The organism is Micromonospora sp. USAFONa4 (assembly GCF_057197825.1).
On the sequence record NZ_CM170072.1, the window covers coordinates 1,778,503 to 1,801,525 of the forward strand.

18 protein-coding genes are annotated in these 23,023 nt (G+C 73.4%); 5 read left to right on the top strand and 13 right to left on the bottom strand.

The genetic code is table 11. The features are described 5' to 3' along the window. Positions 1-95: 95 nt before the first annotated feature. The 10 genes from AC0OO9_RS07320 to AC0OO9_RS07365 all read right to left on the bottom strand — a co-directional run bounded on the left by AC0OO9_RS07320 (position 96) and on the right by AC0OO9_RS07365 (position 11,290). Positions 96-1,301, bottom strand: coding sequence for a Gfo/Idh/MocA family protein (locus AC0OO9_RS07320; protein WP_484517876.1), 1,206 nt, complete (start codon positions 1,299-1,301; stop codon positions 96-98). Between the two features lie 53 nt (positions 1,302-1,354). After that, entirely contained in the window at positions 1,355-2,410 is a 1,056-nt protein-coding gene (locus AC0OO9_RS07325; protein ID WP_132236966.1) for a substrate-binding domain-containing protein, read from the bottom strand. A 122-nt stretch (positions 2,411-2,532) separates the two neighbouring features. Continuing rightward, a complete protein-coding gene (locus tag AC0OO9_RS07330; protein ID WP_484516512.1) occupies positions 2,533-3,657 on the bottom strand; it encodes an ABC transporter permease in 1,125 nt (374 codons plus the stop codon). Then, positions 3,654-5,213, bottom strand: coding sequence for a sugar ABC transporter ATP-binding protein (locus AC0OO9_RS07335; RefSeq protein ID WP_484516514.1), 1,560 nt, complete (start codon positions 5,211-5,213; stop codon positions 3,654-3,656). Before AC0OO9_RS07335 ends, AC0OO9_RS07330 begins: the two co-directional genes overlap by 4 nt. After that, positions 5,210-6,388 carry an ROK family protein gene (locus AC0OO9_RS07340; protein ID WP_132236960.1) on the bottom strand — a complete coding sequence of 393 codons (1,179 nt, stop codon included), beginning with the start codon at positions 6,386-6,388 and terminating at the stop codon, positions 5,210-5,212. The genes AC0OO9_RS07335 and AC0OO9_RS07340 overlap by 4 nt, the downstream gene beginning before the upstream one ends. Before the next feature lie 384 nt (positions 6,389-6,772). Then, complete coding sequence (locus tag AC0OO9_RS07345) at positions 6,773-7,885, bottom strand: YihY/virulence factor BrkB family protein (RefSeq protein ID WP_132236958.1); 1,113 nt, start codon at positions 7,883-7,885, stop codon at positions 6,773-6,775. A 64-nt stretch (positions 7,886-7,949) separates the two neighbouring features. Further along, the gene (locus AC0OO9_RS07350) at positions 7,950-8,759 is read right to left on the bottom strand and encodes an ABC transporter permease (protein ID WP_484516517.1); all 810 of its coding nucleotides are present in this window, start codon (positions 8,757-8,759) and stop codon (positions 7,950-7,952) included. A 10-nt stretch (positions 8,760-8,769) separates the two neighbouring features. Continuing rightward, on the bottom strand, positions 8,770-9,570 hold the full coding sequence (locus AC0OO9_RS07355; RefSeq protein WP_484517877.1) for an ABC transporter permease: 801 nt from the start codon (positions 9,568-9,570) through the stop codon (positions 8,770-8,772). 87 nt (positions 9,571-9,657) lie between these two features. Beyond that, on the bottom strand, positions 9,658-10,200 hold the full coding sequence (locus AC0OO9_RS07360) for a hypothetical protein (protein WP_484516519.1): 543 nt from the start codon (positions 10,198-10,200) through the stop codon (positions 9,658-9,660). A 157-nt stretch (positions 10,201-10,357) separates the two neighbouring features. Next, positions 10,358-11,290, bottom strand: coding sequence for an ABC transporter ATP-binding protein (locus tag AC0OO9_RS07365; protein WP_484516521.1), 933 nt, complete (start codon positions 11,288-11,290; stop codon positions 10,358-10,360). Between the two features lie 429 nt (positions 11,291-11,719). On the opposite strand from AC0OO9_RS07365, the gene AC0OO9_RS07370 reads away from it, so the two are divergent. The 5 genes from AC0OO9_RS07370 (at position 11,720) to AC0OO9_RS07390 (ending at position 18,816) form a co-directional block, all read left to right on the top strand. Next, positions 11,720-13,936: a TRAP transporter permease gene (locus tag AC0OO9_RS07370; protein WP_484516523.1), complete on the top strand. Its 2,217-nt coding sequence runs from the start codon at positions 11,720-11,722 to the stop codon at positions 13,934-13,936. After that, positions 13,933-14,952 (top strand): TAXI family TRAP transporter solute-binding subunit, encoded by a 1,020-nt coding sequence (locus AC0OO9_RS07375; protein ID WP_484516525.1) that lies wholly within the window; start codon positions 13,933-13,935, stop codon positions 14,950-14,952. Before AC0OO9_RS07370 ends, AC0OO9_RS07375 begins: the two co-directional genes overlap by 4 nt. A 68-nt stretch (positions 14,953-15,020) precedes the next feature. Continuing rightward, complete coding sequence (locus tag AC0OO9_RS07380) at positions 15,021-17,462, top strand: sensor histidine kinase (RefSeq protein WP_484516527.1); 2,442 nt, start codon at positions 15,021-15,023, stop codon at positions 17,460-17,462. Further along, a complete protein-coding gene (locus AC0OO9_RS07385; protein ID WP_088998933.1) occupies positions 17,459-17,851 on the top strand; it encodes a roadblock/LC7 domain-containing protein in 393 nt (130 codons plus the stop codon). The genes AC0OO9_RS07380 and AC0OO9_RS07385 overlap by 4 nt, the downstream gene beginning before the upstream one ends. After that, positions 17,848-18,816 (top strand): TAXI family TRAP transporter solute-binding subunit, encoded by a 969-nt coding sequence (locus AC0OO9_RS07390; RefSeq protein ID WP_484516529.1) that lies wholly within the window; start codon positions 17,848-17,850, stop codon positions 18,814-18,816. Before AC0OO9_RS07385 ends, AC0OO9_RS07390 begins: the two co-directional genes overlap by 4 nt. A 10-nt stretch (positions 18,817-18,826) precedes the next feature. On the opposite strand, the gene AC0OO9_RS07395 is transcribed toward AC0OO9_RS07390, so the two are convergent. The 3 genes from AC0OO9_RS07395 to AC0OO9_RS07405 form a co-directional block, all read right to left on the bottom strand. Next, positions 18,827-19,363, bottom strand: a complete 537-nt coding sequence (locus AC0OO9_RS07395) for a hypothetical protein (RefSeq protein WP_484516531.1) — start codon at positions 19,361-19,363, stop codon at positions 18,827-18,829. Continuing rightward, positions 19,364-21,256 carry a DNA primase gene (gene dnaG, locus AC0OO9_RS07400; protein ID WP_484517878.1) on the bottom strand — a complete coding sequence of 631 codons (1,893 nt, stop codon included), beginning with the start codon at positions 21,254-21,256 and terminating at the stop codon, positions 19,364-19,366. 107 nt (positions 21,257-21,363) lie between these two features. Beyond that, positions 21,364-22,992: a BCCT family transporter gene (locus AC0OO9_RS07405; RefSeq protein ID WP_484516533.1), complete on the bottom strand. Its 1,629-nt coding sequence runs from the start codon at positions 22,990-22,992 to the stop codon at positions 21,364-21,366. Positions 22,993-23,023: the final 31 nt, after the last annotated feature.

A 23,023-nucleotide genomic window follows, 5' to 3' on the forward strand; every position in this document is an offset into this window, starting at 1 on the left:
ACGCCGGCCCGGCCGCACGTCCTCCGGCTCCGACCTCGTCCCGGCCGCGGGGCGCAACCGCGGCCGGTCCCTCGCCGGTCGGCGCCGGAGTCGGCTCAGGCGGCGACCGTGGCCAGGGCCGGCTCCACCTCGGTCCACGAGGAGCCGAGCTCCGCCGACCGGGTCACCGCGTCCAGCACCAGCTGGACCTGCAACCCGTCGACGAAGGAGGGCGCCGGGTCGACGCCGGTGGCGACCGCCTCGACGAAGTCCCGCATCTGGTGGGTGAAGGAGTGCTCGTAGCCGATGAGGTGGCCGGGCGGCCACCACGCGGACATGTACGGGTGCTCCCCCTCGGTCACCAGGATGCGGCTGAACCCCTGCTCGGCGGCGGGTCGCGTCGCGTCGTAGAACTCCAGCTCGTTGAGGCGCTCCAAGTCGAAGGCCACCGTGCCGAGCGAGCCGTTGATCTCCACCCGGAGGGCGTTCTTGCGCCCCGTGGCGAAGCGGCTCGCCTCGTACGTCGCCAGCACGCCGCCGTCGAGGCGGGCCACGAAGACCGCCGCGTCGTCGACGGTGACCGCCCCGGTGGCCGGGCGGTGGCCGTCGGCACCGTTGCCGTCGGCCGTCGTCCCGTCCACCGTCGCCGCCAGCCCGCTCGATCCGGCCGGCAGCGGCCGCTCCTTGACGAACGTCTCGGTGACCGCGCTGACCCCGGTGATCCGCCGGCCGGTGACGTACTGGGTCAGGTCGATGATGTGCGCGCCGATGTCGCCGAGCGCACCGGAGCCGGCCTTGTCCCGCTGCAACCGCCACACCAGGGGGAACTGCGGGTCCACGATCCAGTCCTGCAGGTACGTCGCCCGGACGTGCCGGATCACCCCGAGCCGCCCGTCGGCGACGAGCTGGCGCATCATCGCGACCGCCGGCACCCGCCGGTAGTTGAACCCGCACATCGACCGCACCCCGGCGGCCTGCGCGGTGACCGCCGCGGCGGCCATCGCCCTGGCCTCGGAGACCGTGTTGGCCAACGGCTTCTCGCACAGCACGTGCTTGCCGGCGGCCAGCGCGGCGAGGGCGATCTCGGCGTGGCTGTCCCCGGGCGTGCAGACGTCGACCACGTCGATGTCGTCCCGGGCGATCAGGTCACGCCAGTCGGTCGTGTACGCGTCCCAGCCGAGCCGGTCGGCGGCGTCGGCCACCTTCCCGGCGTCCCGGCCGCAGATCAGCGACATCCGGGCCCGCGCCGGCAGGTCGAACACCCGGTTCACGGTGCGCCACGCCTGCGAGTGCGCGGCGCCCATGAACGCGTAGCCGACCATGCCGACCCGCAGTTCTCTGTCTGTCGTGGACAAGGTGGGTCTCCCCCCGTGTATCAGAACCCGAGCTTGAGGTAGCTGCCCGCGTTCTCCTTGGTGATCGTCTCGGAGGCGAGGATGATCTCCTTGGGCACCTGGAGTTCCACCAGGTCGGACATGCCCCTGCCCTGGCCGATCAGCCGGGCCAGGGAGATGGCCGAGGAGGCCATCGAGGGGCTGTAGGTCACCGTCGCCTTCAGCACCGTGTTGTCCGCCTGGATGTCCTCCATCGCCTTCTTCGAGCCGGCGCCGCCGACCATGAAGAACTCCTTGCGGCCGCTCTGGTTGACCGCGGCCAGCACGCCGATGCCCTGGTCGTCGTCGTGGTTCCAGAGCGCGTCGATCTTCGGCAGGGCCTGGAGCAGCTGCGCCGCCTCCTGCTGCCCCGAGTCGGCCGTGAACCGGGCCGCCCGGCGGTTGGCGACCTTGAAGCCGCTCGCCGTCAGGGTGTCGACGAAGCCCTTCGACCGCTCCTGGGTCAGCTCCAGCTCGTCCATGCCCGCGATCTCGCCGATCACCGGGTTGCTGACGCCCTTGGCCTTGAACTGCTCGATCATGTAGGTGGCGGCGGCCACACCCATGCCGTAGTTGTCGCCCTTGATCTGGAGCCGGTAGGCCCGCGCGTCGGGGAACGCCCGGTCCAGGTTGACCACCGGGACGCCGGCCTTCATCGCCTCCAGCCCGAACGCGTTGAGCTCCTTGCCGTCGTGCGGCAGCAGCACGATCACGTCCGGCTTCTGCGAGATCAGCGTGGACAGCGCCGCCCGCTGGGCCGCCGCGTCCGCGCCGGCCTCGACCGACTTGAACTCCACGTCGGAGTACGCCCCGGCCTGCGCCTTGGCGTTGTTGGTGATGGCGGCGATCCAGCCGTGGTCGGCGGCCGGCGCGGAGAAGCCGATGACGACCCGCTTGCCGGGCTCGTTGTTGCCGCCCGGCGCGGCCGCCGCCTTGGTCTGCGCCTCGGTCGGCTTGGTCTCGTTGCTGGTGCAGCCGGCGAGCAGCACGCCGGCGCCGACGGCGGCCCCGCCGAAGAGCAGCCGGCGGCGCGACATGTCGCGACTGTGCTGGGTCATGACGACCTCCTGGGTTGACGGTGGTGGAGGAAATCTCGCGGTGCGGGACGGAAGAGCGCGTGCGGTGCCCGGCCACCGTCGCTGAGGTGGCCCGGATGCCGCGCGGTCGGTGCGGTGGGGGGTCAGGTGGTGGTGAGCCGGTTGCGGCTCAGGAACTGGGTGACGCTGCGGAACTGGACCTGCTGGACCAGGACGGCGGCGACGATGATGCCGCCCTTGACCATGTTCTGGGCCTCCGTGGAGAGGCCGTTGATGGCGAAGAGGTTGGTGATGGTGGCGAAGATGACCACCCCGAGCAGGGAGCCGATGATGGTGCCCCGCCCGCCGCTGAGCAGCGTGCCGCCGATGATCGCGGCGGCGATCGCGTCCAGCTCGTAGAGGTTCGCCATCGCCGCCTGCGCCGAGTTGGCCTGGGCGGTGAGCATGATGGCGGCGATCCCGCAGCAGAGCCCGGAGAGCGCGTAGAGCAGCACGGTGTGCCGCCGGACGTTGATGCCGGCGAGCCGGGCGGCCTCCGGGTTGCCGCCGACGGCGACCGTACGCCGGCCGAAGGTGGTGCGGTTGAGCAGCACCCAGCCGGCGGCCACCACGGCGGCGAGGATGTAGACCAGCAGCGGGATGCCCAGCAGGCTGTTGCTGGCGAGGCCGTTGATGAAGCCGTTGTCCGACACCTGGGTCTGCTTGTCGGAGATCTCGGCGGCCAGGCCCCGCGCCGCCACCAGCATCGCGAGGGTCGCGATGAACGGCACCAGCCGGCCGTACGAGATGAGCAGCCCGTTGACCAGGCCGACCGCCAGCCCGACGGTGAGCGCGCTGAAGATCATGCCGCCGGCGCCGTAGCTCTGGGTGGCCACCGTGGTGCACCAGACCCCGGCCAGCGCGACGATCGCGCCGACGGAGAGGTCGATGCCGCCGCCGATGATCACGAAGGTCATGCCGACGGTGACCACGCCGACCACGGCCGCCAGCTTGAGGATGCTCAGGACGTTGTCCCACACCCAGTCGGGATCGGAGTACAGGTCGGAGCGGGTGAGGGCACCGATCACGACGAGCACGGCCAGCACCCCGATCAGGCCGAGGTTGCGGCGGGCGCCCTCGCCGCCGTCCCCCCGCCACCAGGAGATCCGGCCCGGTGCCGCCACCTTGTCGACGGCCGCCGCGGTCTGCGCCGGGTCCACCGGCGGCGACTGCGCCGGCAGCTGTGCCGCCCGCTCCGGCGCCACGGTGGGAGTAGGACCCTCGGTCATGCCGGTGCGCCTTCCATCAGGGACCCCGCCATGACGAGGTCGAGCACGGTGTTCTCGTCGAGTTCGCGGGCCGGGGCCTCGTGGACGACCCGCCCCTCCCGCATCACCAGCACCCGGTCGGCCAGGCCGAGCACCTCGGGGACCTCGCTGGAGACCAGCAGCACCCCGACGCCGCGCGCGGCCAGCCCCCGGATCACCTGGTAGAGCTCCGCCCGGGCGCCGACGTCGACGCCCCGGGTCGGCTCGTCGAGCAGCAGCAGCCGGGTGTCGCCGAGCAGCCAGCGGCCGACCACCACCTTCTGCTGGTTGCCGCCGGAGAGGGTGCGCACCGGCCGGCGTACGTCGCGGGGGCGCAGCTCCAGGCTCTCGGCGATCCGGTCCGCCTCGGCCCGTTCCCGCCCGGCGTCGGTGAACCCGGCGCGGGCGTAGCGGGCGAAGGTCGCCAGGGTCACGTTGCGGTAGATCGGCTCGCCCAGCAGCAGCGCCTGGCTCTTGCGCTCCTCGGGGGCCATCCCCATGCCGGCCCGCACCGCCGCGCCGACGCTGCCGGGGCGCAGCGCCCGGCCGGCCATCCGCACCGAGCCGGCATCGGCACGGCGCGCGCCGTAGATGGTCTCCAGCAGCTCGGAACGGCCCGAGCCGACCAGCCCGGCGATGCCGACGATCTCGCCGGCCCGCACGCCGAGCGAGACGTCGGCGAACTCGCCGGCCCGGGTCAGCCCCTCGACCGTGAGCAGCTCCGCGCCGCCGGCCGCGCCGGCCGGGCGGTCCGGGAAGACGTACTCGATGGTGCGGCCGGTCATCCGGCTGACCAGGTCGCGGGTCGGGGTGTCGCGGGCCGACAGGTTCGCCGCGGTGGTCCGGCCGTCCTTGAGTACGGTGACCCGGTCGCCGATCTCGCGGATCTCCTCCAGCCGGTGCGAGATGTAGATGACGGCGATGCCCTGCGCGGTCAGCTCCCGGATGATCCGGAACAGGTTGCCCACCTCGTCGTGGGCCAGCACGGCGCTCGGCTCGTCCATGATGATCAGCCGTGCCTCGTGGGAGAGCGCGCGGGCCATGCTGACGATCTGCTTGCCGGCGGCGGGCAGCGCGCGCACCATCCGACCGGGCGGGATCTCGGCGTGGCCGAGCCGGCCGAGGATCTGCCGGGTGTGCCGGGCCATGACGCCCCGCCGGACGAAGCCGAGCCGGCGCGGCTCGTGGCCGAGGAAGGCGTTCTCCGCGACCGAGAGGTCCTCGACCAGGTCGAGTTCCTGGTAGATGGTGGCGATGCCGGCGCGCATGGCGGCCTGCGGGTTGGCGAAGGTGGTCGGCTCGCCCCGCCACTCGACGAGCCCCGAGTCGGGCCGGTGCACCCCGGCCAGCACCTTGATCAGGGTGGACTTGCCGGCGCCGTTCTGCCCGAGCAGGCAGTGCACCTCGCCGGCGCGCACCTCCAGCTGCACCCCGTCCAGGGCCCGTACGCCCGGGAAGGTCTTGACCACGTCGGTGAGGCGCAGCACCACCTCGCCCGCGACGGCGCCGGCGGGCGTCTCGACCAGTTGCTCACTCATGATGCCTCCGCGAAGGCCACGTCGCTGGCCAGCACGGCGGCACCGGCGACGCCGGCGCGCGGGCCCAGCTCGGACAGGACGACGGGCAGGTTGCCGGTGGCCAGCGGCAGCGACCGGCGGTAGACGACGCTGCGGATCTCGGCGAGGAGGATGTGCCCGAGCTGGGCGAGCCCGCCGCCGATCACGATCATCGACGGATTGGTGAAGCTGACCAGCCCGGCCAGGACCCCACCCACCCGCCGACCCCCGTCGCGGATCAGCTGGATGCACGTCACGTCCCCCTCGACGGCACCCCCGGCGACGTCCAGCGCGGTCACCGCGCCGTGGGCGGCGAGGCGTTCGGCCAGCGCCGGCGACACCCCGCTGCGCGCGGCGGCGGTCGCGTCCTTGGCCAGCGCGGCCCCGCTGAACAGCGCCTCCAGGCAGCCGACGTTGCCGCAGGAGCACATCGGGCCCTGCGCGTCGACCTGGATGTGGCCGATGTCCCCGGCGCAGCCGTCGGTGCCCCGGTAGACCTCGCCGCTGAGGTAGATCCCGCACCCTATCCCGGTGCCGATCTTCACGAAGAGGAAGTCGTCCACGGAGTGGGCGACCCCGCCGTGCCGCTCCCCGATGGCCATGATGTTGACGTCGTTGTCGACCACCGCCGGGCAGCCGTGCTCGCGGGTGAGCAGCTCGCGCACCGGGAACCGGTCCCACCCGGGCATGATCGGCGGGGAGACCGGCACGCCGTCGCGGAAGCTGACCGGGCCGGGCACCCCGATGCCGACGGCGTCGAGCCGCTCGTAGGCGCCGTCCACCCGGGCCTTGTGCAGCAGCTCGTTGACCCGCTGGAGGATCACCTTCGGGCCGGTGCGGATGTCGGCCGCCTCGGCGTACGCGGCGACCGGCTCCAGCCGGCCGTTGACCACCTCGACGTCGATGGAGCTGGCGCCGAGGTCGACGGCGGCGAAGCGCAGGCGCGGGCTCAGCTCGACCAGGGTGGAACGGCGACCGCCCCGGGAGGCGGCCAGCCCCGCCTCGGCGACGTAGCCGAGGGCGACGAGCCGCTCCAGCTCCGCCAGCAGCCGGGGACGGGGCATCTGCAACCGGTCGCCCAGCTCGGCCCGGGAGACCGCGCCCTCGTCACGGAGCAGCCGCAGCAGCCGTACGTGCAGGGGGTCGACCGTCCGCACCGGACTCACCTCTTCGCGGGCTCGTTCACATCGACGTGATGCCGAGGTGTCGTGCCGACACAGTAGGAGTGTTCCGTGTCACGTGTCCAGAGCTTCGGCCGATTTGACGCGAACTTTTGTCCGATCGAGCAAAAGCATCGGAAGGATCAGGAAAAGCAGCAGCCGCTGAGCAAGCCAGCGCGTAGGCCAACTTGGTGATCAGGACGCCATGGACCTCAAAGCGCCGGATAACGTCCATGGCGTCCGGATCACCCGAGGCGCGACCGCGCGGAGGCGGGCGGAAGGGCGCCGGCACGCCGGTGCCCGGGCGGAACGTGACGCGCCGCCCTGCTCACCGAGGGTGGCAGGGCGGCGCGGGCACGAGTGGGGCTACGGGCGACGCGCTCAGCTGCGGTTGGCGGCGTTGCGCTTCTTCTTGAGCTTGCGGTCGTCGCGCAGCTCGACGTACGGCTCCTCGTCCGGCGAGTGGCCCGCCTCGATGGCGCGGCTGCGCTCCAGCTCGGCGTCGAACTCCGCGCCGAGGAGGATCGCGATGTTGCTCAGCCACAGCCAGATCAGGAAGACGATCACACCGGCGAGCGCCCCGTACGTCTTGTTGTACGAGCCGAAGTTGCTGACGTAGAGCGCGAACAGGCCCGAGATCACCAACCAGATGACCACCGCCAGCACGCCTCCGGGGCTGACCCAGCGGAAGCCGCCGTGCCGCGCGTTCGGCGACGCCCAGTAGAGGATCGCGAACATCAGGCTCACCAGGAGCAGCAGCACCGGCCACTTGGCGATGTTCCACACGGTCACCGCCGTGGAGCCCAGCCCGATCGCCTCCCCGACCTGCTCGGCGAGGCCGCCGGTGAAGACCACGATCACCGCGCTGGCCAGCAGCATCACGCCGATCACCGCGGTCACCCCGACGCGGATCGGCAGCGTCTTCCAGATCGGCCGCCCCTCCGGCACGTCGTAGATGGTGTTGGAGGCGCGCATGAACGCGGCGACGTAACCCGACGCCGACCAGAACGCGGCGAGCAGACCGAGGATCGCGGCGAAGCCGGCGAAGCCGCCGCTCTGCTGCGCCTGGTCGATCGCCCCCTCGACGATCTGCCGGATGCTGTCCTGCGGGACGACGTCGTTGACCGTGTCCTTGACGCCCTCCGTGGCCCGCGGGCCGAGCAGGCCGAGGATCGAGACCAGCACCAGCAGACCGGGGAAGATGGAGAGCACCCCGTAGTACGTCAGGGCCGCCGCCCAGTCGGTCAGGCTGTCGTCCTGGAACTCCCGCACCGTGCGGCGCAGCGCGGCCTTCCAACCGGCGCCCGGCAGCTCGGTCGGGCTGTCGGGACCCTCGTCGGGCCCGACCGGGCCGCGACCCGGGCGGTGCCGCTCGGCACGGACGGGGTCGGACCCCCGGTCCGCGCGGCCCGTCCGGCGGTCGCCCACCCGGCCGGCCGCCCCGGAATCGTCGCGGTCGCGTCCGCTGCGGGTGGAGGACTCGTCGGAGGCCATCGCCCCTCCTCGTGGTCGGTGTCAGTCCCCCTCGACATGCCCAGGCAGCGGCCACCGTTAACCCCTAGCCGTAGAGCAACCTGCCCATCCGGCGCGAGGCGACCAGCAGCCCCAGGACCATCGCCGCGAGCAGGTAGAGCACGTCGAGCACCCACTCCCAGCCGGCCGCGCCCACCGAGACGCCGCGGATGAGGTGCACCGCGCGGTAGAGCGGCGTCACCTCCACCGCCCAGCGCAGCGCGGCCGGGTAGGCCTCGGCGGGGACGAACGTGCCGGAGAAGAGGAAGAGGGTGAACTGGGCCGCCGACATCAGGTCGAAGTCGTGCCAGCTGCGCATGAAGGTGGTGATCGCCATGCCCAGCGCGCCGAAGGCGAAGCCGACCAGCACGGCCGCCGGGAAGGCGACCAGCGCCCGCGCCGCGGTGGTCAGCTCCATCACCACCATCACCACCAGGAAGGCGGCCGAGTACGCGCTGCCGCGCAGCATCGCCCAGAGCAGCTCCCCCAGCGCGATCTCGAACGGCTGCACCGGGGTGGCGATCACCCCGTCGTACAGCTTCATCTGCTTCATCTTGCCGAAGAAGTTGAAGGTCGTCTCCGACAGCGCGCCGGACATGGCCGACGACGCGAGCATGGCCGGCGCGACGAACGCCGCGTAGGTGACGACCTCGCCGCCGGGCAGCGTGAGGTCGCCGACCAGCGTGCCGACCCCGACGCCGATGGAGAGCAGGTAGAGCAGCGGCTCCACGAACCCGGAGACGAGCAGCAGCCAGTAGACGGCCTTCAGGGCCGCGACGTTGCGCTCGGCCACGGAGACCGACCGGCGGGACGCGGCGGAGACGGCGACCAGCCGGGGCAGGACGAGACCGACCACTGCGACCCTCCTAGACGACCAGCCTGCGACGGAACGCGCGCCGGGCCAGCAGCCAGCCGCCGGCCGCCCAGGCCGCGAGGTAGAGCAGGTGGCCGGCAACCGACCACTGCGGAGCGACGCCGAGCGCCGCCGCCCGGCACAGGTCCACTCCGTGCCAGAGCGGGGTCGCGTACGCCAGCCAGCGCAGCGCCGGGGGCAGCGACTCGACGGGGAAGAACACGCCGGCGAAGAGCGTCATCGGGATCACCGCGAAGCGGAGCAGCATCGCGAGCCAACTGTCGACGGAGACCACCGACGCGTACGCGAAGGTCGGCGCGGCGACCGCCAGCCCGAGCAGCGCCGTCACCGGCAGCGCGGCGAGCGCCCACGGCGGGCGCAGCGCCCCGAACAGGGCCGTCACCAGCAGGAACGCCGCGACGGTGGTGACCACCCGGAACACCACGAAGGCCAGGTGCCCGCCGAGGATGTCGCCCACCCGCAGCGGCGCCGCGCTCTGCGCGAAGTAGGTCCTGACCCACTGGAAGTTGCCGAACACGGGCCACGTCGACTCGCTGACGGCCGTCTGCAACGCGGTCGACGCGATCAGGCCGGGCACGATCCAGTCGAGGTAGCTCACCCCGTCGATGCCCTGGTCGATGTAGGAGCCGACGCCGAAGCCGAAGCCGAGGACGGTCAGCACCGGCAGCAGGAACGACGAGAAGAGCCCCGCCCGCCAGGTGCGCCGGTAGCCGACGAGATGGTGCGCCAGCACCGCGAGCGCCGGCACCCGCGGCAACCTCGGGCGCGCGCGTTCCCGCGCCGACTGCGCCACGCTCACGCGACCACCCCCGTCTCGCTCCGCGTCCACCACGGCCTTACTACCTCGCGGGTACGACAGGCCGGCGACTCCGTCGCCCCGTCAGCGCTTACGGGCCGCGCGCAGCAGCGCCTGCACCGCGTAGGCGAGCAGCAGCAGCCCGGTGCCGGTGCCGACGACGAGCCCCGCCGGCACCGCCGAGACGAGCGCGGTGACCAGCCCGGCCACGGCGACGGCACACACCGCCACCCCGAGCGGCCACAGCAGCGGGTCGCGCAGCACCGGGACGAGGGGGAAGAAGTGCAGCCCCACGACGGCGCCGACCAGCACCGGGATGAACTCCGACCAGCCGACGAGGGCGAGCACGACGGCGCCGAGCCCGGCGGCGGCGAACTCGGCCAGGACGATCAGCAGGTAGCGGCGGTCGGCGGCGCGGTCGTGGGCGACGCCCCCGGCTCCCCGGCTGCGGGCCACGACGACGGCGCCGATCACCGCCGTGACCAGGGCCGCGCCGCTCGCGACCACCAGCAGGGCGCGCAGCGGCTGCTCGGCGGCCGGCACGCTGAACCAGATCGTCGCGAAGACGCCCAGGTAGAGCGCGGCGAACCCGGCCTGGCGGCGGGACTGGAACTCCAGCTCCGACATGACACCCCCGTGTGCGTCGCCGGGCGGTCGACGTGCCGCCGGCCCGCCGATGCTACGTAACGGCCGACGCCGCCGCACCCACCCGGTGGCGCCGGACGACCGGCACCGGATCCCGAACGACCGACGAGCGACCGACGACGAGCGACCGGACGCGCTGTCAGTCGACCAGGGTGCGGCCGGTGAGGTGGAGGAAGACGTCCTCCAGGCTGCTGCGCCGGACCAGCACGTTGGCCGGGTGCAGCCCCCGCTCGCCGACCTCGGCGACGGCCGCGTCCCCGTCGGGCACGTAGAGCAGGATCCGGTCGGGCAGCACCTCGACCCGCTCCCCCAGCCCGTCGAGCTTGCCGGCGAACGCCTCCTGGGACTCGGCGGCGAACCGCAGCTCGACGACCTCCCGGGTGGAGTGCCGGTCGATCAGCGACCGGGGCGAGCCCTCGGCGACGATCCGCCCGCCGTCCATCACCACCAGGCGGTCGCAGAGCTGCTCCGCCTCGTCCATGTAGTGCGTGGTGAGGACCAACGTGACGCCCTGCTGCTTGAGCCGGAACAGCCGCTCCCACACCAGGTGCCGGGCCTGCGGGTCCAGGCCGGTCGTCGGCTCGTCGAGCAGGACGATCTCGGGCTCGTTGACCAGCGCGCGGGCGATGGTCAGCCGCCGCTTCATGCCGCCGGAGAGCGGCTCCACCCTGCTGTCGGCCCGCTCGGTGAGCTGGACGAAGTCGAGCAGCTCGGCGGCCCGCGCCCGGGCCACCCGCCGGGAGATGCCGAAGTAGCGCGCGTAGGTGGTGAGGTTCTCCTGGACGGTCAGCTCGGGATCCAGGTTGTCGAGCTGCGGGCAGACGCCGAGGCGGGCCCGGATCGCCGGCCCGTCGCGCACCGGATCCATGCCGAGGATGCGCAGCTCGCCGCCGCTGGGCGGGGAGGTGCAGCCGATCATCCGCATGGTGGAGGACTTGCCGGCGCCGTTGGGCCCGAGGAAGCCGAACGCCTCGCCGGCCAGCACCTCGACGTCGATGCCGTCGACGGCGGTGAAGTCGCCGAACCGCTTCACCAACGCCCGCGCCTGGATGAGTGGTGGAGCCGTCGTCATCGCCCGACCCTAACCTCCGGATCCGACACCCCACCGGACGGTTCCGGCACCCCCACCGGATCCGGGCGGGTCCGTCGCCGGGGTGATAGGGGGCGGGGCGGTAGGGGTACAGGCGCCCTGGTCAGGGCCCATCCGGCAACGGAGAGCGACGGAAACTACCCTGCGTCATGGCCTCGTGCGGTGCCGAGGGCGCGGCGACGGTCGGGCGAGGGCAGGTCGGAAACGCGCTGCTACCGGACCAGAGTGGACGCATCGGATACGGCCCGCTTCCCGGCTTGCCGCATTCTTACCAATCAGGGCGTGCATCCTGCCGCATATCCGGACCCCATTACAGTCTCTCTGCGTAATCGCAAGTCCCAATTAATTACTGGCTGCAATCATGATCAGCAATGTTCCGCCCGGTATCTAATTCGCGTATCGTGCCCCCTCGTGCCACCAGTGCGTTCCTCCGGCGAACCCGCCCCGCAGCCGTCCACCGTGGGCCCCGAGTCCACCCCGGATGGCGGTCCGGTTCCGTTGCCGCCCGAGACGGACGATCGGTCCGATCCAGACGGTGCCGCGCCTGATCCACGGGAACTCGCCGCGCAGTTCGAGGACGAAAAGCCCGGGCGGGAACTCTCCGGGCCGATCGGCGTGCTGGTCACCGGAACGACGTTGGCGATCGCGCTGCTCGCCCTCTGGCAGGTGTTCTACCCGCTGCCGCAGGGGAGCAAGTTCTACCTGGTCATCTTCCTGGCCGGCATCCTGCCGATGGTCTTCCTGGCGTACCCGGCGGATCTGCGCCTGCCCCGGCGGCTGCGCCGCACGGACGCGACCGGGCCGGGCGACGCGATCCCGGCTGAGCGCCCCAGGCGCCGGGGCCCCACCGTGGCGGACTGGATCCTGGCCGGCGCGGCGCTGGTCAGCTGCCTCTACCCGGTGCTGCCCGTCGACCTGGGTGACGGCGGCGGCGGGTACGACGCCTTCCTCGACCGGCAGGGCCTGCTCGTCGGCATGGACGTGGCCATGGGCACCGTCCTGCTGATCCTGCTGCTGGAGGCGTGCCGGCGCACCACCGGCTGGATCCTGCCGGCGGTCTGCGTGGTCTTCCTCGGCTACGGCTACTACGGCGGGCTGCTGCCCCAGTCCTGGCCGGTGGCCCACGCCGGCCTCGACTTCGGGCAGATCGTCGACGGCCTCTACAACTCCGACAGCGGCTTCTACGGCACCCCGCTCGACGTCGCGGCGACGTACATCGTGCTGTTCACCATCTACGGCGCGGTGCTGGACCTCTCCGGGGCCGGCCGGTTCTTCGTGGAGCTCTCCGCCGCCGCCTTCCGGCGCTCGCGCACGGCCGCCGGGCGCACCGCCGTCGCCTCCGGGTTCCTGCTCGGCACCGTCTCCGGCTCCGGCGCGGCGACGACCGTCAGCATCGGCGCGGTCACCTGGCCCGTGCTGCGCCGCGCCGGCTACCCGCCGGAGCGGGCGGGCGGCATGCTCGCCGCGGCCGGCGTCGGGGCGATCCTCTCCCCGCCCACCCTCGGCGCGGCGGCCTTCATCATCGCCGAGTACCTCGGCGTGTCGTACCTCCAGGTGCTCGGCTGGGCGACCGTCCCGACGGTGCTCTACTACCTCGGCATCCTCCTCGCGGTCGAGATCGACGCCCGACGCTCGGGCGTGCGGCCGGTGGTGATCGACACGACCTCCGCCGGCCGGCTGCTGGCCCGGTTCGGCTACCACTTCCTCTCGCTCTTCGCGATCGTCGGGCTGCTCGCCGTCGGCTTCTCCGCGACGAAGGCCGTGGTGCTGGCCACCATCCTGGCCGCCGTGCTGTCCTTCCTCGACCGTCGGCACCGGCTCACCCCGCCCCGCCTGCTCGCCGCGCTCAGCGCCGGCGTGCGCGGGGTCCTCGCGGTGAGCGCGGTCTGCGCGGCGGCCGGCATCATCACGGCCACCACCACCAAGACGGGCCTCGGTCCCCAGATGGCGGACCTGCTCATCGACCAAGCCCGGGCCGTGAGCTCCGAGCCGGCCGTGGTGCTGGCGCTCACCGCGCTGCTCGCCGCCGTCGCCCTCACCCTGCTCGGGCTGGCCGTGCCGGTCACCGCGTCGTTCGTGATCGGCTGGGTGATCATCGGCCCGGCCCTGCTGGACCTGGGCGTCACCGCGCCCGCCGCGGCGATGTTCGTCTTCTACTTCGCGGTGCTGTCCGAGGCGTCCCCGCCGACCGCGCTCGCCGCGGTCGCCGCCGCCGCGGTGACCGGCGGCCGGCTGGTGCCGACCATGTGGCAGACCCTGCGGTACGCCCTGCCGGCCTACCTCATCCCGCTCGCCTTCGTGGTCACCCCGACCGGCCTCGGGCTGCTCGGCATCGGGGGCCCGCAGCGGATAGCCGTCGCCGCGACGGTCGCCGCCCTCAGCGTCGCCGTGCTCGCGGTCGCGGCGGGCGGCTGGCTGCCCGGCGTCGGCCCGGCCGGCGCGCCGGAGCGGATCGTCGGCGCGCTCGCCGGGCTCACGCTGCTCTGGCTCGAACCCGTGCCCGTCGCGATCGGCGCCGCCCTGGCTGCCGTCATGGTGGCGGGCGTGCTCGTCAGACGCGGATCCGCCGGCCGGAACGGCGGGCCGTCAGCAGTACCAACGGTGAACCATGGGGAGGAAACACAGTGAGACGGATCAACATGCGGCTCGCCGCGGGGGTTGGCGCGCTGGCCCTCGTCGCCGCGGGCACCGCCGGCTGCGGAGGCCGTCAGGACGGCGCGACCAAGGACGACGCCGCCAGTGAGATCACCTGCAAGATCACCGACAGCACCCGCGTCGGCATCGCCACCGGCAACGCCACCGGGGTCTACTACGTGGTCGGCAACGCCCTGGCCGGTCAGCTCTCCGGTGCGACCGAGGGCAAGCTGACCGGCACCGCCGCCGAGACCGGCGCCTCGGTGCAGAACATCGAACAGCTCGTCGGCGGGCAGTACGACGTCGCCTTCTCGCTGTTCGACACGGCGGTCAACGCGGTGCAGGGCAAGGGCAGCTTCACGGCCCCGCAGCCCGTCGAGGCGCTCGCCCGGATCTACGACAACTACACGCAGGTCGTCGTCCGGGCCGACTCGGGGATCAACTCGGTCGCCGACATGAAGGGCAAGAAGATCTCCACCGGCTCCCCGAAGTCCGGCACCGAGGTCATCGCCAACCGGCTGCTGGAGGCCGCCGGCCTCGACCCGGCCAAGGACGTCCAGGCGCAGCGGCTCGACCTGACCAAGAGCGTCGAGGGCGTCAAGGACGGCAGCGTCGACGGGCTGTTCTGGTCGGGCGGGGTGCCCACGGGCGGGCTGACCGACCTGTTCACCACCGCCGGCGACAAGGTGAAGTTCATCGACATCACCCCGCTGCTGCCCAAGATGACCGAGCTCAACCCGGCGTACCAGGCCGGGACCATCGGCGCGGACGTTTACAAGACCGCCGCGGACACCCCGACCATCGTGGTGCCGAACGTGCTGCTGGTCCGCAAGGACCTCAACGCGAACGTGGCCTGCGCGATCACCCGGACGGTGTTCGACAAGAAGGACGCCCTGGCCCAGGCGAACCCGGCCGCCAAGGGCATCAGCCTGGACAACGCCCGCAAGACCGACCCCGTACCGCTGCACCGCGGCGCGGACAAGGCGTTGCAGGACCTCGGCGCACGCTGATCCCCGGCGCCGGGTCCGGGCCTCGCGCCCGGGCCCGGCGCCCCCGACCCTGACCCCGGAGGGCCCGAGTGTCGCTCCCCACCCCCGGCCGCGTACGCCGGCACCACCGGCCCGCCGACCACACCGACCGGCTGTGGTCGGTACGCACCCAGCTGCTCGCGCCCATCCTGGTGGCCACGGTCGGCCTGGTGGTGCTGGGGGCGGCCCAGACCGCCACCGCCCTGGACGCCTCCGACGACGCGGACCGCGCCCGGGTGCTGGCCGGCACCGCGACCGCCACCGTGCGCCTCGTGCACGAGCTGGAACGGGAACTCGGCGAGACGGCGGCCCTGCGCCAGCGGGGCGGCAGCAGCGGACGGCCCCTCGTCGACGCGCAGCGACGGCGGGTCGACGCGTCCGTCGAGCGCTACCGCGGCGCCAGCCGGGACGCCCGCCGCGCCGCCCCCGACCTGCGCCGGGTGCTCGACGGCGCCGACGCGCAGCTCGACCAGCTCGAACCGGCCCGCGGCTCCGCGCTGGGCGGCACCACCGCCGACCCGGCCTACCTCTCGCTCGTCGAGTCGCTGCTCGCCGTCGCCGACGCGCTGCCGGCCCAGCTGCGCGACCGGGAGCTGGCCAACGGGGCCCGGGAGGTGGCGGCCGTGGCCGCCCAGGAACACCTCGCCGCCGTGGAACGCGACCTGCTCCGCGCCGTCTTCGTGCGGGGCACGCTGGTGAACGGGGAACTGGTCCGCCTCGGCCAGCTGCGGGGCGCGCAGGAGCAGCGTCAGGCCGAGTTCTCCCGCATCGCCGGCCGGCCGGCGGCGGACGCGTACACCCGGCTGGTGGCCGGGACCGACGTCTCCACCGCCCGCCGGATGCGCGACAGCGCGCTCAACGTGGAGTCCGAGCCCGCCGGGCTGAAGACCGACGGCGACGCCTGGTACGTGGCCCAGAGCGGGGCCATCCGGCGGTACAACCTGCTCGGCCGGGAACTCTCCGAGGAACTCGACCGCAAGGCCGCCGGGCTGGCCCGCGACGCCCAGCGGCGGGCCCTGGTCACCGGTGGCGCGACCACCGCCGTCGCGCTGGCGTCGTTGACCGCCGCCGTGCTGCTCGCCGTCCGCACCAGCCGTCGCCTGCGCCGGCTGCGGGTCGCGGCGCTCGCCATGGCGCACCGCGAACTGCCGGAGCGGATCACCGCCATCGCCTCCGGTGACGGCGCGCCGACCGACGGCGCGGCGACCCGGCTGACCGCCGGCATCGGGCAGGGCCGGGACGAGATCGCGCAGGTCGCCCAGGCCTTCGACACGGTGAACCGGGCCGCCCTGCGCCTGGCCGGCGAACAGGCCGAGGTGCGGATGGACGTGACCCGGATGGCCGAGGCCCTGGCCCGGCGCATCCGTACCCTGATCACCCGGCAGCTGCGGCTGCTCGACGAGTTCGAACGCGAGGAGACCGACCCGGACGCGCTGGCCCGGCTCTTCGCGCTGGACCACCTCGCCGCCCGCATGCGGCGCAACGGCGAGAACCTCCTCGTCCTCGCGGGCGGGGAGCCCGGCCGTACGCACGACGGCGCGCACCTGCTCGCCGACGTGGTGCGGGCGGCCGCCTCCGAGATCGAGGACTACCCGCGGGTGGAGGTCGACGTGCCGACCGCCGCGGTGCACGGGGCCGCCGTGGGCAACCTGGTCCACCTCCTCGCCGAGCTGCTGGAGAACGCCACCGTCTACTCCCCGCCGAACTCGCCGGTGCACGTCGACGGCCGGCGCACGATCGACGGCCTCACGCTGCGCGTGCACGACCAGGGCATCGGCATCAGCGACAGCCGCCTCGCCGCGATCAACGAGCGGCTGCTCGCCCCCGCGATGCTGTCCAGCGCCTCCGCCGGCAGCATGGGCCTGCACGTGGTGGCCCACCTGGCGGCCCGGCACGGGGTGCGGGTGCAGCTGCACAACAGCGGCGCGGGCACCGTCGCGCAGGTGGAGATCCCGGAGTCGGCGCTGACCCGCGTCGAGGAGGTCGCCCCGCGCTCCGCGCCGGAGGTACGCGCCCCCGCGCAGGCCGCCCCGCAGGTGCACGCGCCGGCGCCACCCGTCCGGACGGTGCCCGCGCAGCCGCCGCCCGTGCGTACGCAGGCGCCGGTCGTTTCCGCCCAGACGGCCTGGTTCCGGCCCCGGACCGGGACCGGCGGTCCCGCCACCCTGCCCGACCTGACCAGCGTCCACCACGCGCCGACGATCACGCTCCCGGTGCTCGGCGCGCGCCCGACCGGGGCGGGTGGAGCCGCGGTGCCGCCGTCCCGTCCCGCGTCGGCCCCGCCCGCGCCGCCCCCGCTCACCGGGGCCGGGCTGCCGCGCCGCACCCGGGGCGGCCAACTGCCGGCCGCGCTGCACGAGGCCCCGACGGCGCGGCCGGCGGGCGACCTGCTCGACCCCGAGGTCGTGCGGTCCCGGCTGTCCTCGCTCGCCGAGGGAGTGGCCGCGGCGACCCGACGTACCCAGACGACACCCCCCAGGAGAATCCCATGACCCCATCCGAGAGCGCCGGCCTGGACTGGCTCCTGGCCAACTTCGCCGAACAGGTGCCGGACGTGTCGCACGCCCTCGCGGTCTCCGGCGACGGGCTGCGGCTGGCGGCCTCGCCCCACCTCGCGCCCGACCAGGTGGACCAGCTCTCCGCCGTGATCAGCGGCCTGGCCAGCCTGACCGTCGGTGCCGCCCGGCTGATGTCGGCCGGCCGCGTACGCCAGCAGATCGTCGACATGGACGGCGGAGTGATGCTGGTGATGGCGGTCGGCGAGCGCGCCCTCGTCGGGGTGCTCGCCGCGCCCGGCTGCGACCTCGGCCAGATCGGCTACGAGACCGCCATGCTGGTCCAGCGGGTGGCGGAGGCCCTGGAGCCGGCGGTCCGGGCGTGATCGGACGGTCCTCCCGGTTGCTGGCGGCCCTGCTGGCGACAGTGCTCGCCACCGGTTGCGGCGCGGCCGAGGCCGGGCCGCAACCCTGGCACGGTGGCCGGATCTTCCTCGCCACCGGCAACACCACAGGCGTCTACTACCAGCTCGGCGGCGGCTACGCGGACGTGATCAGCCGGCACCTGCCCGGCTACGAGGCACGGGCCGAGCCGACCGGCGCGTCGGTGGAGAACGTCAACCGGCTGGCCAGTGGCGACATGGAGATCGCCTTCAGCCTCGCCGACACGGCGGCCGACGCCGTCGCGGGGCGCGGGGCCTTCGAGGGCCAGCCGCAGCCGGTGCGGGCGTTGGCCCGGGTCTACAGCAACTACACCCACGTCATCGTCCGCGCCGACGCGAAGGTCACCAGGCTGTCGGGCCTGCGCGGGAAGCGGGTCTCCACCGGCTCGCCGAAGTCCGGCACGGACATCATCGCCGGGCGTCTGCTGACCGCCGCCGGCCTCGACCCGGACCGGGACGTCGTGCGGGCCACGCTCTCCCTGCCGGAGACCGTGAAGCGGATGCGGGCCGGCACGCTCGACGCGATGTTCTTCTCCGGCGGCCTGCCCACGCCGGGCATCGCCGACCTGCTGGCCAGCGCGCCCGGCAAGTACGCGCTGCTGCCGATCGTCGACCTGATGGAGCCGCTCACCGCGCGCCACGGCTCGGTCTACACCACGGCGGAGCTGCCGAAGGAGGTCTACAAGACGAGGAGTGGCACGCCGACGGTCACGGTGGCGAACGTCATCCTGGTCAGCGCCGACATGCCCGACCAACTGGCGTACGACCTGACCCGGCTGCTCTTCGCCTACCAGGCCGACCTGGTCAAGGTGCACCCCGAGGCCGGCAACTTCACCCAGCAGAGCGCCTCGGGCACCGACCCGATCCCGCTGCACCCCGGGGCCGCGCGGTTCTACCAGCGCGGGTGACCCGCGCCGGTCAGACGTCCGCCGGGGCGGTGGCGGCGCGGGCCTCCGCCACTAGGCGGTCGGCCTCGGCGAGCACCTCGGGGTCGTCGGCCGGAGTGCCGGGGTCGAGACGGACCGTCCACGTGAGACCGTCCACCCCCGGCACCCGGCGCGCCGCGACCCGGCCGGCGCCGCCGGGCACCGGACGGTGCTGCGTGTACGCCACCGACCGGGTGACCCGCTCCCGCACCTGGTGCGGCAGCTCCCCCGGGTCGAGCAGCAGGTGGCTCTCGGCCGGGCCGTCGGCCACCATCAGGTAGCCGTCACGCTCGGCGGACAACTCGGCCGGGGTCACCGTGAGCTGCCGGCCGGACCAGACCGCCTTGAGGATGTCGTGCCAGCCCAGCCTCTGCGCCCGGTCGGGCAGCCAGAGGCCGAGGTTGCTGGCCACGACGACGCCGTCGCCCTGGCCGTCGCCGACGGCGGCCCAGGCGAGCACCCGCTCCTCGGCGGCGAGCGGCGGCCGCTGGGCCGCGGGCAGCTTCGGCTTGCGGCGGAACAGTCCCATCTACAGTCCTCCCGCGGCCTGCTCGCGCAACGCCCGGGCGTGCTGTTCCAGCGACAGCAGCTCCCCGAAGGCGGCGAAGTACTCGTCCTTGTTGTTGACCGGGTTGATCCGCTGGATCCGGGACTTGAGGTCCCTGATCCGGCTGGTCACCGAGCCCCACTGCAACCGGGCCATGGTGATCGAGACGTAGCGCGGGTCGGGCTCGCCGTCGATGCGCAGCGGCTCCACCGCCAGTTCGCCGACGAGCGCCCGGGCGGCCAGGTCCTCGCAGGCGTCGCGGACCGACTCGATCCAGACCGCGCCGCCGGTGGCCGTGGCGACCCCGCCGACCGCCGCGACGGCCGCCCGCACCGCCACGTGCACGGGGTGCCGGTACTCCGACGCCTCGACCGCGTCGAACATCGGCCCGGCCAGCACCGGCTCCTGGAGGGCGAGCTTCAGCGCCTCCCGCTCGACCATCGACTGCGGGTTGTCGACGACCGGCTCGGCCGGGGCGGGCCGGGGCGCGGGCGGGGCGTCCCGGCCGGGTGCGGCCGAGGCGGCGGCGAGCACGGCCCGCTGCACCGGCTCGATCTCCATGCCGAGGTCGCCGGCGAGCTTGCGCACGTACTCCGGGCGCTTCTCCCGGTCCTTGAGCTTGGCGACCAGCGGCGCGGCCCGGCGCATCGCCTCGACCCGGCCGTCGACGGTGTCGAGGTCGAAGCGGTTGATCACGTGCCGCAGCGCGAAGTCGACAAGCGGCTCGCGGCGGGCCACCAGGTCGCGGACGGCCAGGTCGCCCTTGGCCAGGCGCAGGTCGCAGGGGTCCATGTTGTCGGGGCTGACCGCGATGAACGTACGCCCGACGAAGCGCTGGTCGTCCTCGAAGGCGCGCAGGGCCGCCTTCTGGCCGGCGGCGTCCCCGTCGAACGTGAAGATGATCTCGCCGGCCACGTCGTCGGTGTCCATCAGCAGCCGGCGCAGCACCCCGATGTGGTCCCCGCCGAACGCCGTGCCGCAGGTCGCCACGGCCGTCGGGACCCCGGCCAGGTGGCAGGCCATCACGTCGGTGTAGCCCTCGACCACCACCACCTTGCCCTGCTTGGCGATCTCCCGCTTGGCCTGGTCGATCCCGTAGAGGACGTGCGACTTCTTGTAGATCGGCGTCTCGGGGGTGTTCAGGTACTTCGGGCCGTCGTCGTCGTCGAAGAGCTTGCGGGCGCCGAAGCCGATCACGTCGCCGGTCAGGTCGCGGATCGGCCACATCAGCCGGCGGCGGAACCGGTCGATCAGCGTGCCGGACCGCGACGGGCGGGACAGCCCGGCGGTGACCAGCTCGTCGTGGCTGAAGCCCTGCTGACGCAGGTGCTTGGTGAGCAGGTCCCAGGCGTCGGGCGCGAAGCCGCAGCCGTAGCGCTCGGCGGCGGCCCGGTCGAAGCCGCGCCGGGCCAGGAACTCCCGGGCCGGACGCGCGCCGGCGGTGGTGAGCTGGCCGCGGTAGAACTCCACCGCGGCGGCGTGCGCGGCGACGAGGCGCTGCCGCTGCCCCTGCTGCGGGCGAGGGCGCGGCGTGGCGGAGTCGTTCTCGACGTAGCGCAGTTGGAGGCCGGCGCGGTGGGCGAGCCGCTCGACCGACTCGACGAAGCTGAGGTGCTCGGCGTCCATCAGGAACTTGATCGCGTCGCCGCCGGCGCCGCAGCCGAAGCAGTACCAGACGTTACGGGCGGGCGAGACGTTGAACGACGGGCTCTTCTCGTCGTGGAACGGGCACAGCCCCTTGAGGTTGCCGCCGCCGGCCGACCGCAGGGTCACCGTCTCGGAGATGACGTCGGCGATCGAGCTGCGTTCCCGGACCAGCGCGATGTCCTCGTCCCGGATCCGCCCAGCCATGTCCGCCACCCCCTCGGCGTACATCCTGCCCTGCCGCACCGACGCCGCGCCGCCGGGGGACGCCGCGTGTGGCGACCACCGCCGTCACCTCGGCGCCCGCGCCCGCGACGGCCGGGCCACGGCCACCCGGGTCAGCGCGGGCGCCGCAGGTAGCGTCGCACCGGCGGCGGGTCCTCCTCGTCGTACGACCGGGCGGCCCGGACGGCCGCGGCCAGGCCGGAGCGGCGGACCCGCGGCGGTGGGTTGACCGCCGGGTCCCGGGCCATGTCCCGGACCAGCGCGACGGCCAAACCGAGCATCACCACGACGAAGGGCAGGGCGACGAGGATGGTCGCCTGTTGCAGCGCGTCCAGCCCGCCCACCAGCAGCAGTACGGCGGCGACCGCGCCGATCAGCACGCCCCAGACCACCACCAGCACGCGGTGCGGGCGCAGCGCGCCCCGGGAGGTCAGCGAGCCGAGCACCAGGGACGCCGAGTCGGCGCTGGTGACGAAGTACAGCGCGATCAGCACCATGGCCAGCACGCTGGTCAGCGTCGCCAGCGGCAACGCGTCCAGCAGGCCGAAGAGAGCCTGCTCGGTGCCCGCCCCGACGTCGGCGACCAGGTCCCGGGCTCCGGTGGCCTGCGCCCGCAGCCCGCTCCCGCCCATCACTGCGAACCAGACCGCGCTGGCCCCGCTCGGCACCAGCAGCACCCCGACGACGAACTGCCGGACCGTGCGGCCCCGGGAGATGCGGGCGATGAAGGTGCCCACGAAGGGCGCCCAGGAGATCCACCACGCCCAGTAGAAGATCGTCCAGGAGCCGAGCCAGGACGGATCGGAGAAGGCCCCGGTGCGGGTGGACATGAAGACCAGGTTGCTCAGGTAGTCGCCGACCGAGGCCGGCAGGACCTCCAGCGTGTAGATGGTCGGCCCGACCGCGAAGACGAAGAGCATCAGCAGCACCGCCAACAGCACGTTGGTGGTGGAGAGCCACTTGATGCCCCGGTGCAGCCCGGAGAAGGCGGAGATGACGAAGGCCAGGGTGAGCGCGCCGATCACCACCAGCTCCACCGTGGTCGTGTCCGGAATCCCCGCCACCAGGTCGAGGCCGGCGGCGACCTGGAGCGCGCCGAGGCCGAGGCTGGTCGCCGAGCCGAACACGGTGGCGAAGACGGCCAGCAGGTCGATCGCGCGCCCGGCCGCGCCGTCGGCACGATCCCCGAGCACGGGTTGGAAGGCCGCCGAGATCCGGTTCTCCCGGCCCTTGCGGAAGGTCGAGTACGCAAGCGCGAGCGCCACGACCGCGTAGATCCCCCAGGGGTGCAGCGTCCAGTGGAAGAGGGTGTACTGCATCGCCGTCGCGCCGGCTGCGCCGGTCTGCGGTGCGACGCCGGTGGCCGGCGGAGGTGCGGCGTAGTGCTGGATGGGCTCGGCCACGGCGAAGAAGACCAGGCCGATCCCCATGCCGGCGCTGAACATCATGGCGACCCAGGCCAGCGTGCTGAACTCCGGCTCGTCGTCGTCGGCGCCGAGCCGGATCCGGCCGAACTTCGTCGCCGCGATGATCACCGAGAGCACCAGGAAGGCGTCGGCGGCCACCACGAAGAACCAGCCGAAGGTGTCGATGACCCAGGCCAGGCCGGACTCGCCGAAGCCGGCCAGGGAGCCCCGGGCCAGCACGCCCCACGCCACCACGGCCAGTACGCCGCCGACGCTGAGCGCCAGCACCGTGCGGTCGATCCGGCCCACGGCCTGGTCCCGTACCTGCCCGCTCATGCGCCACCCCCTGCCCATCCTGCTGGGCAGG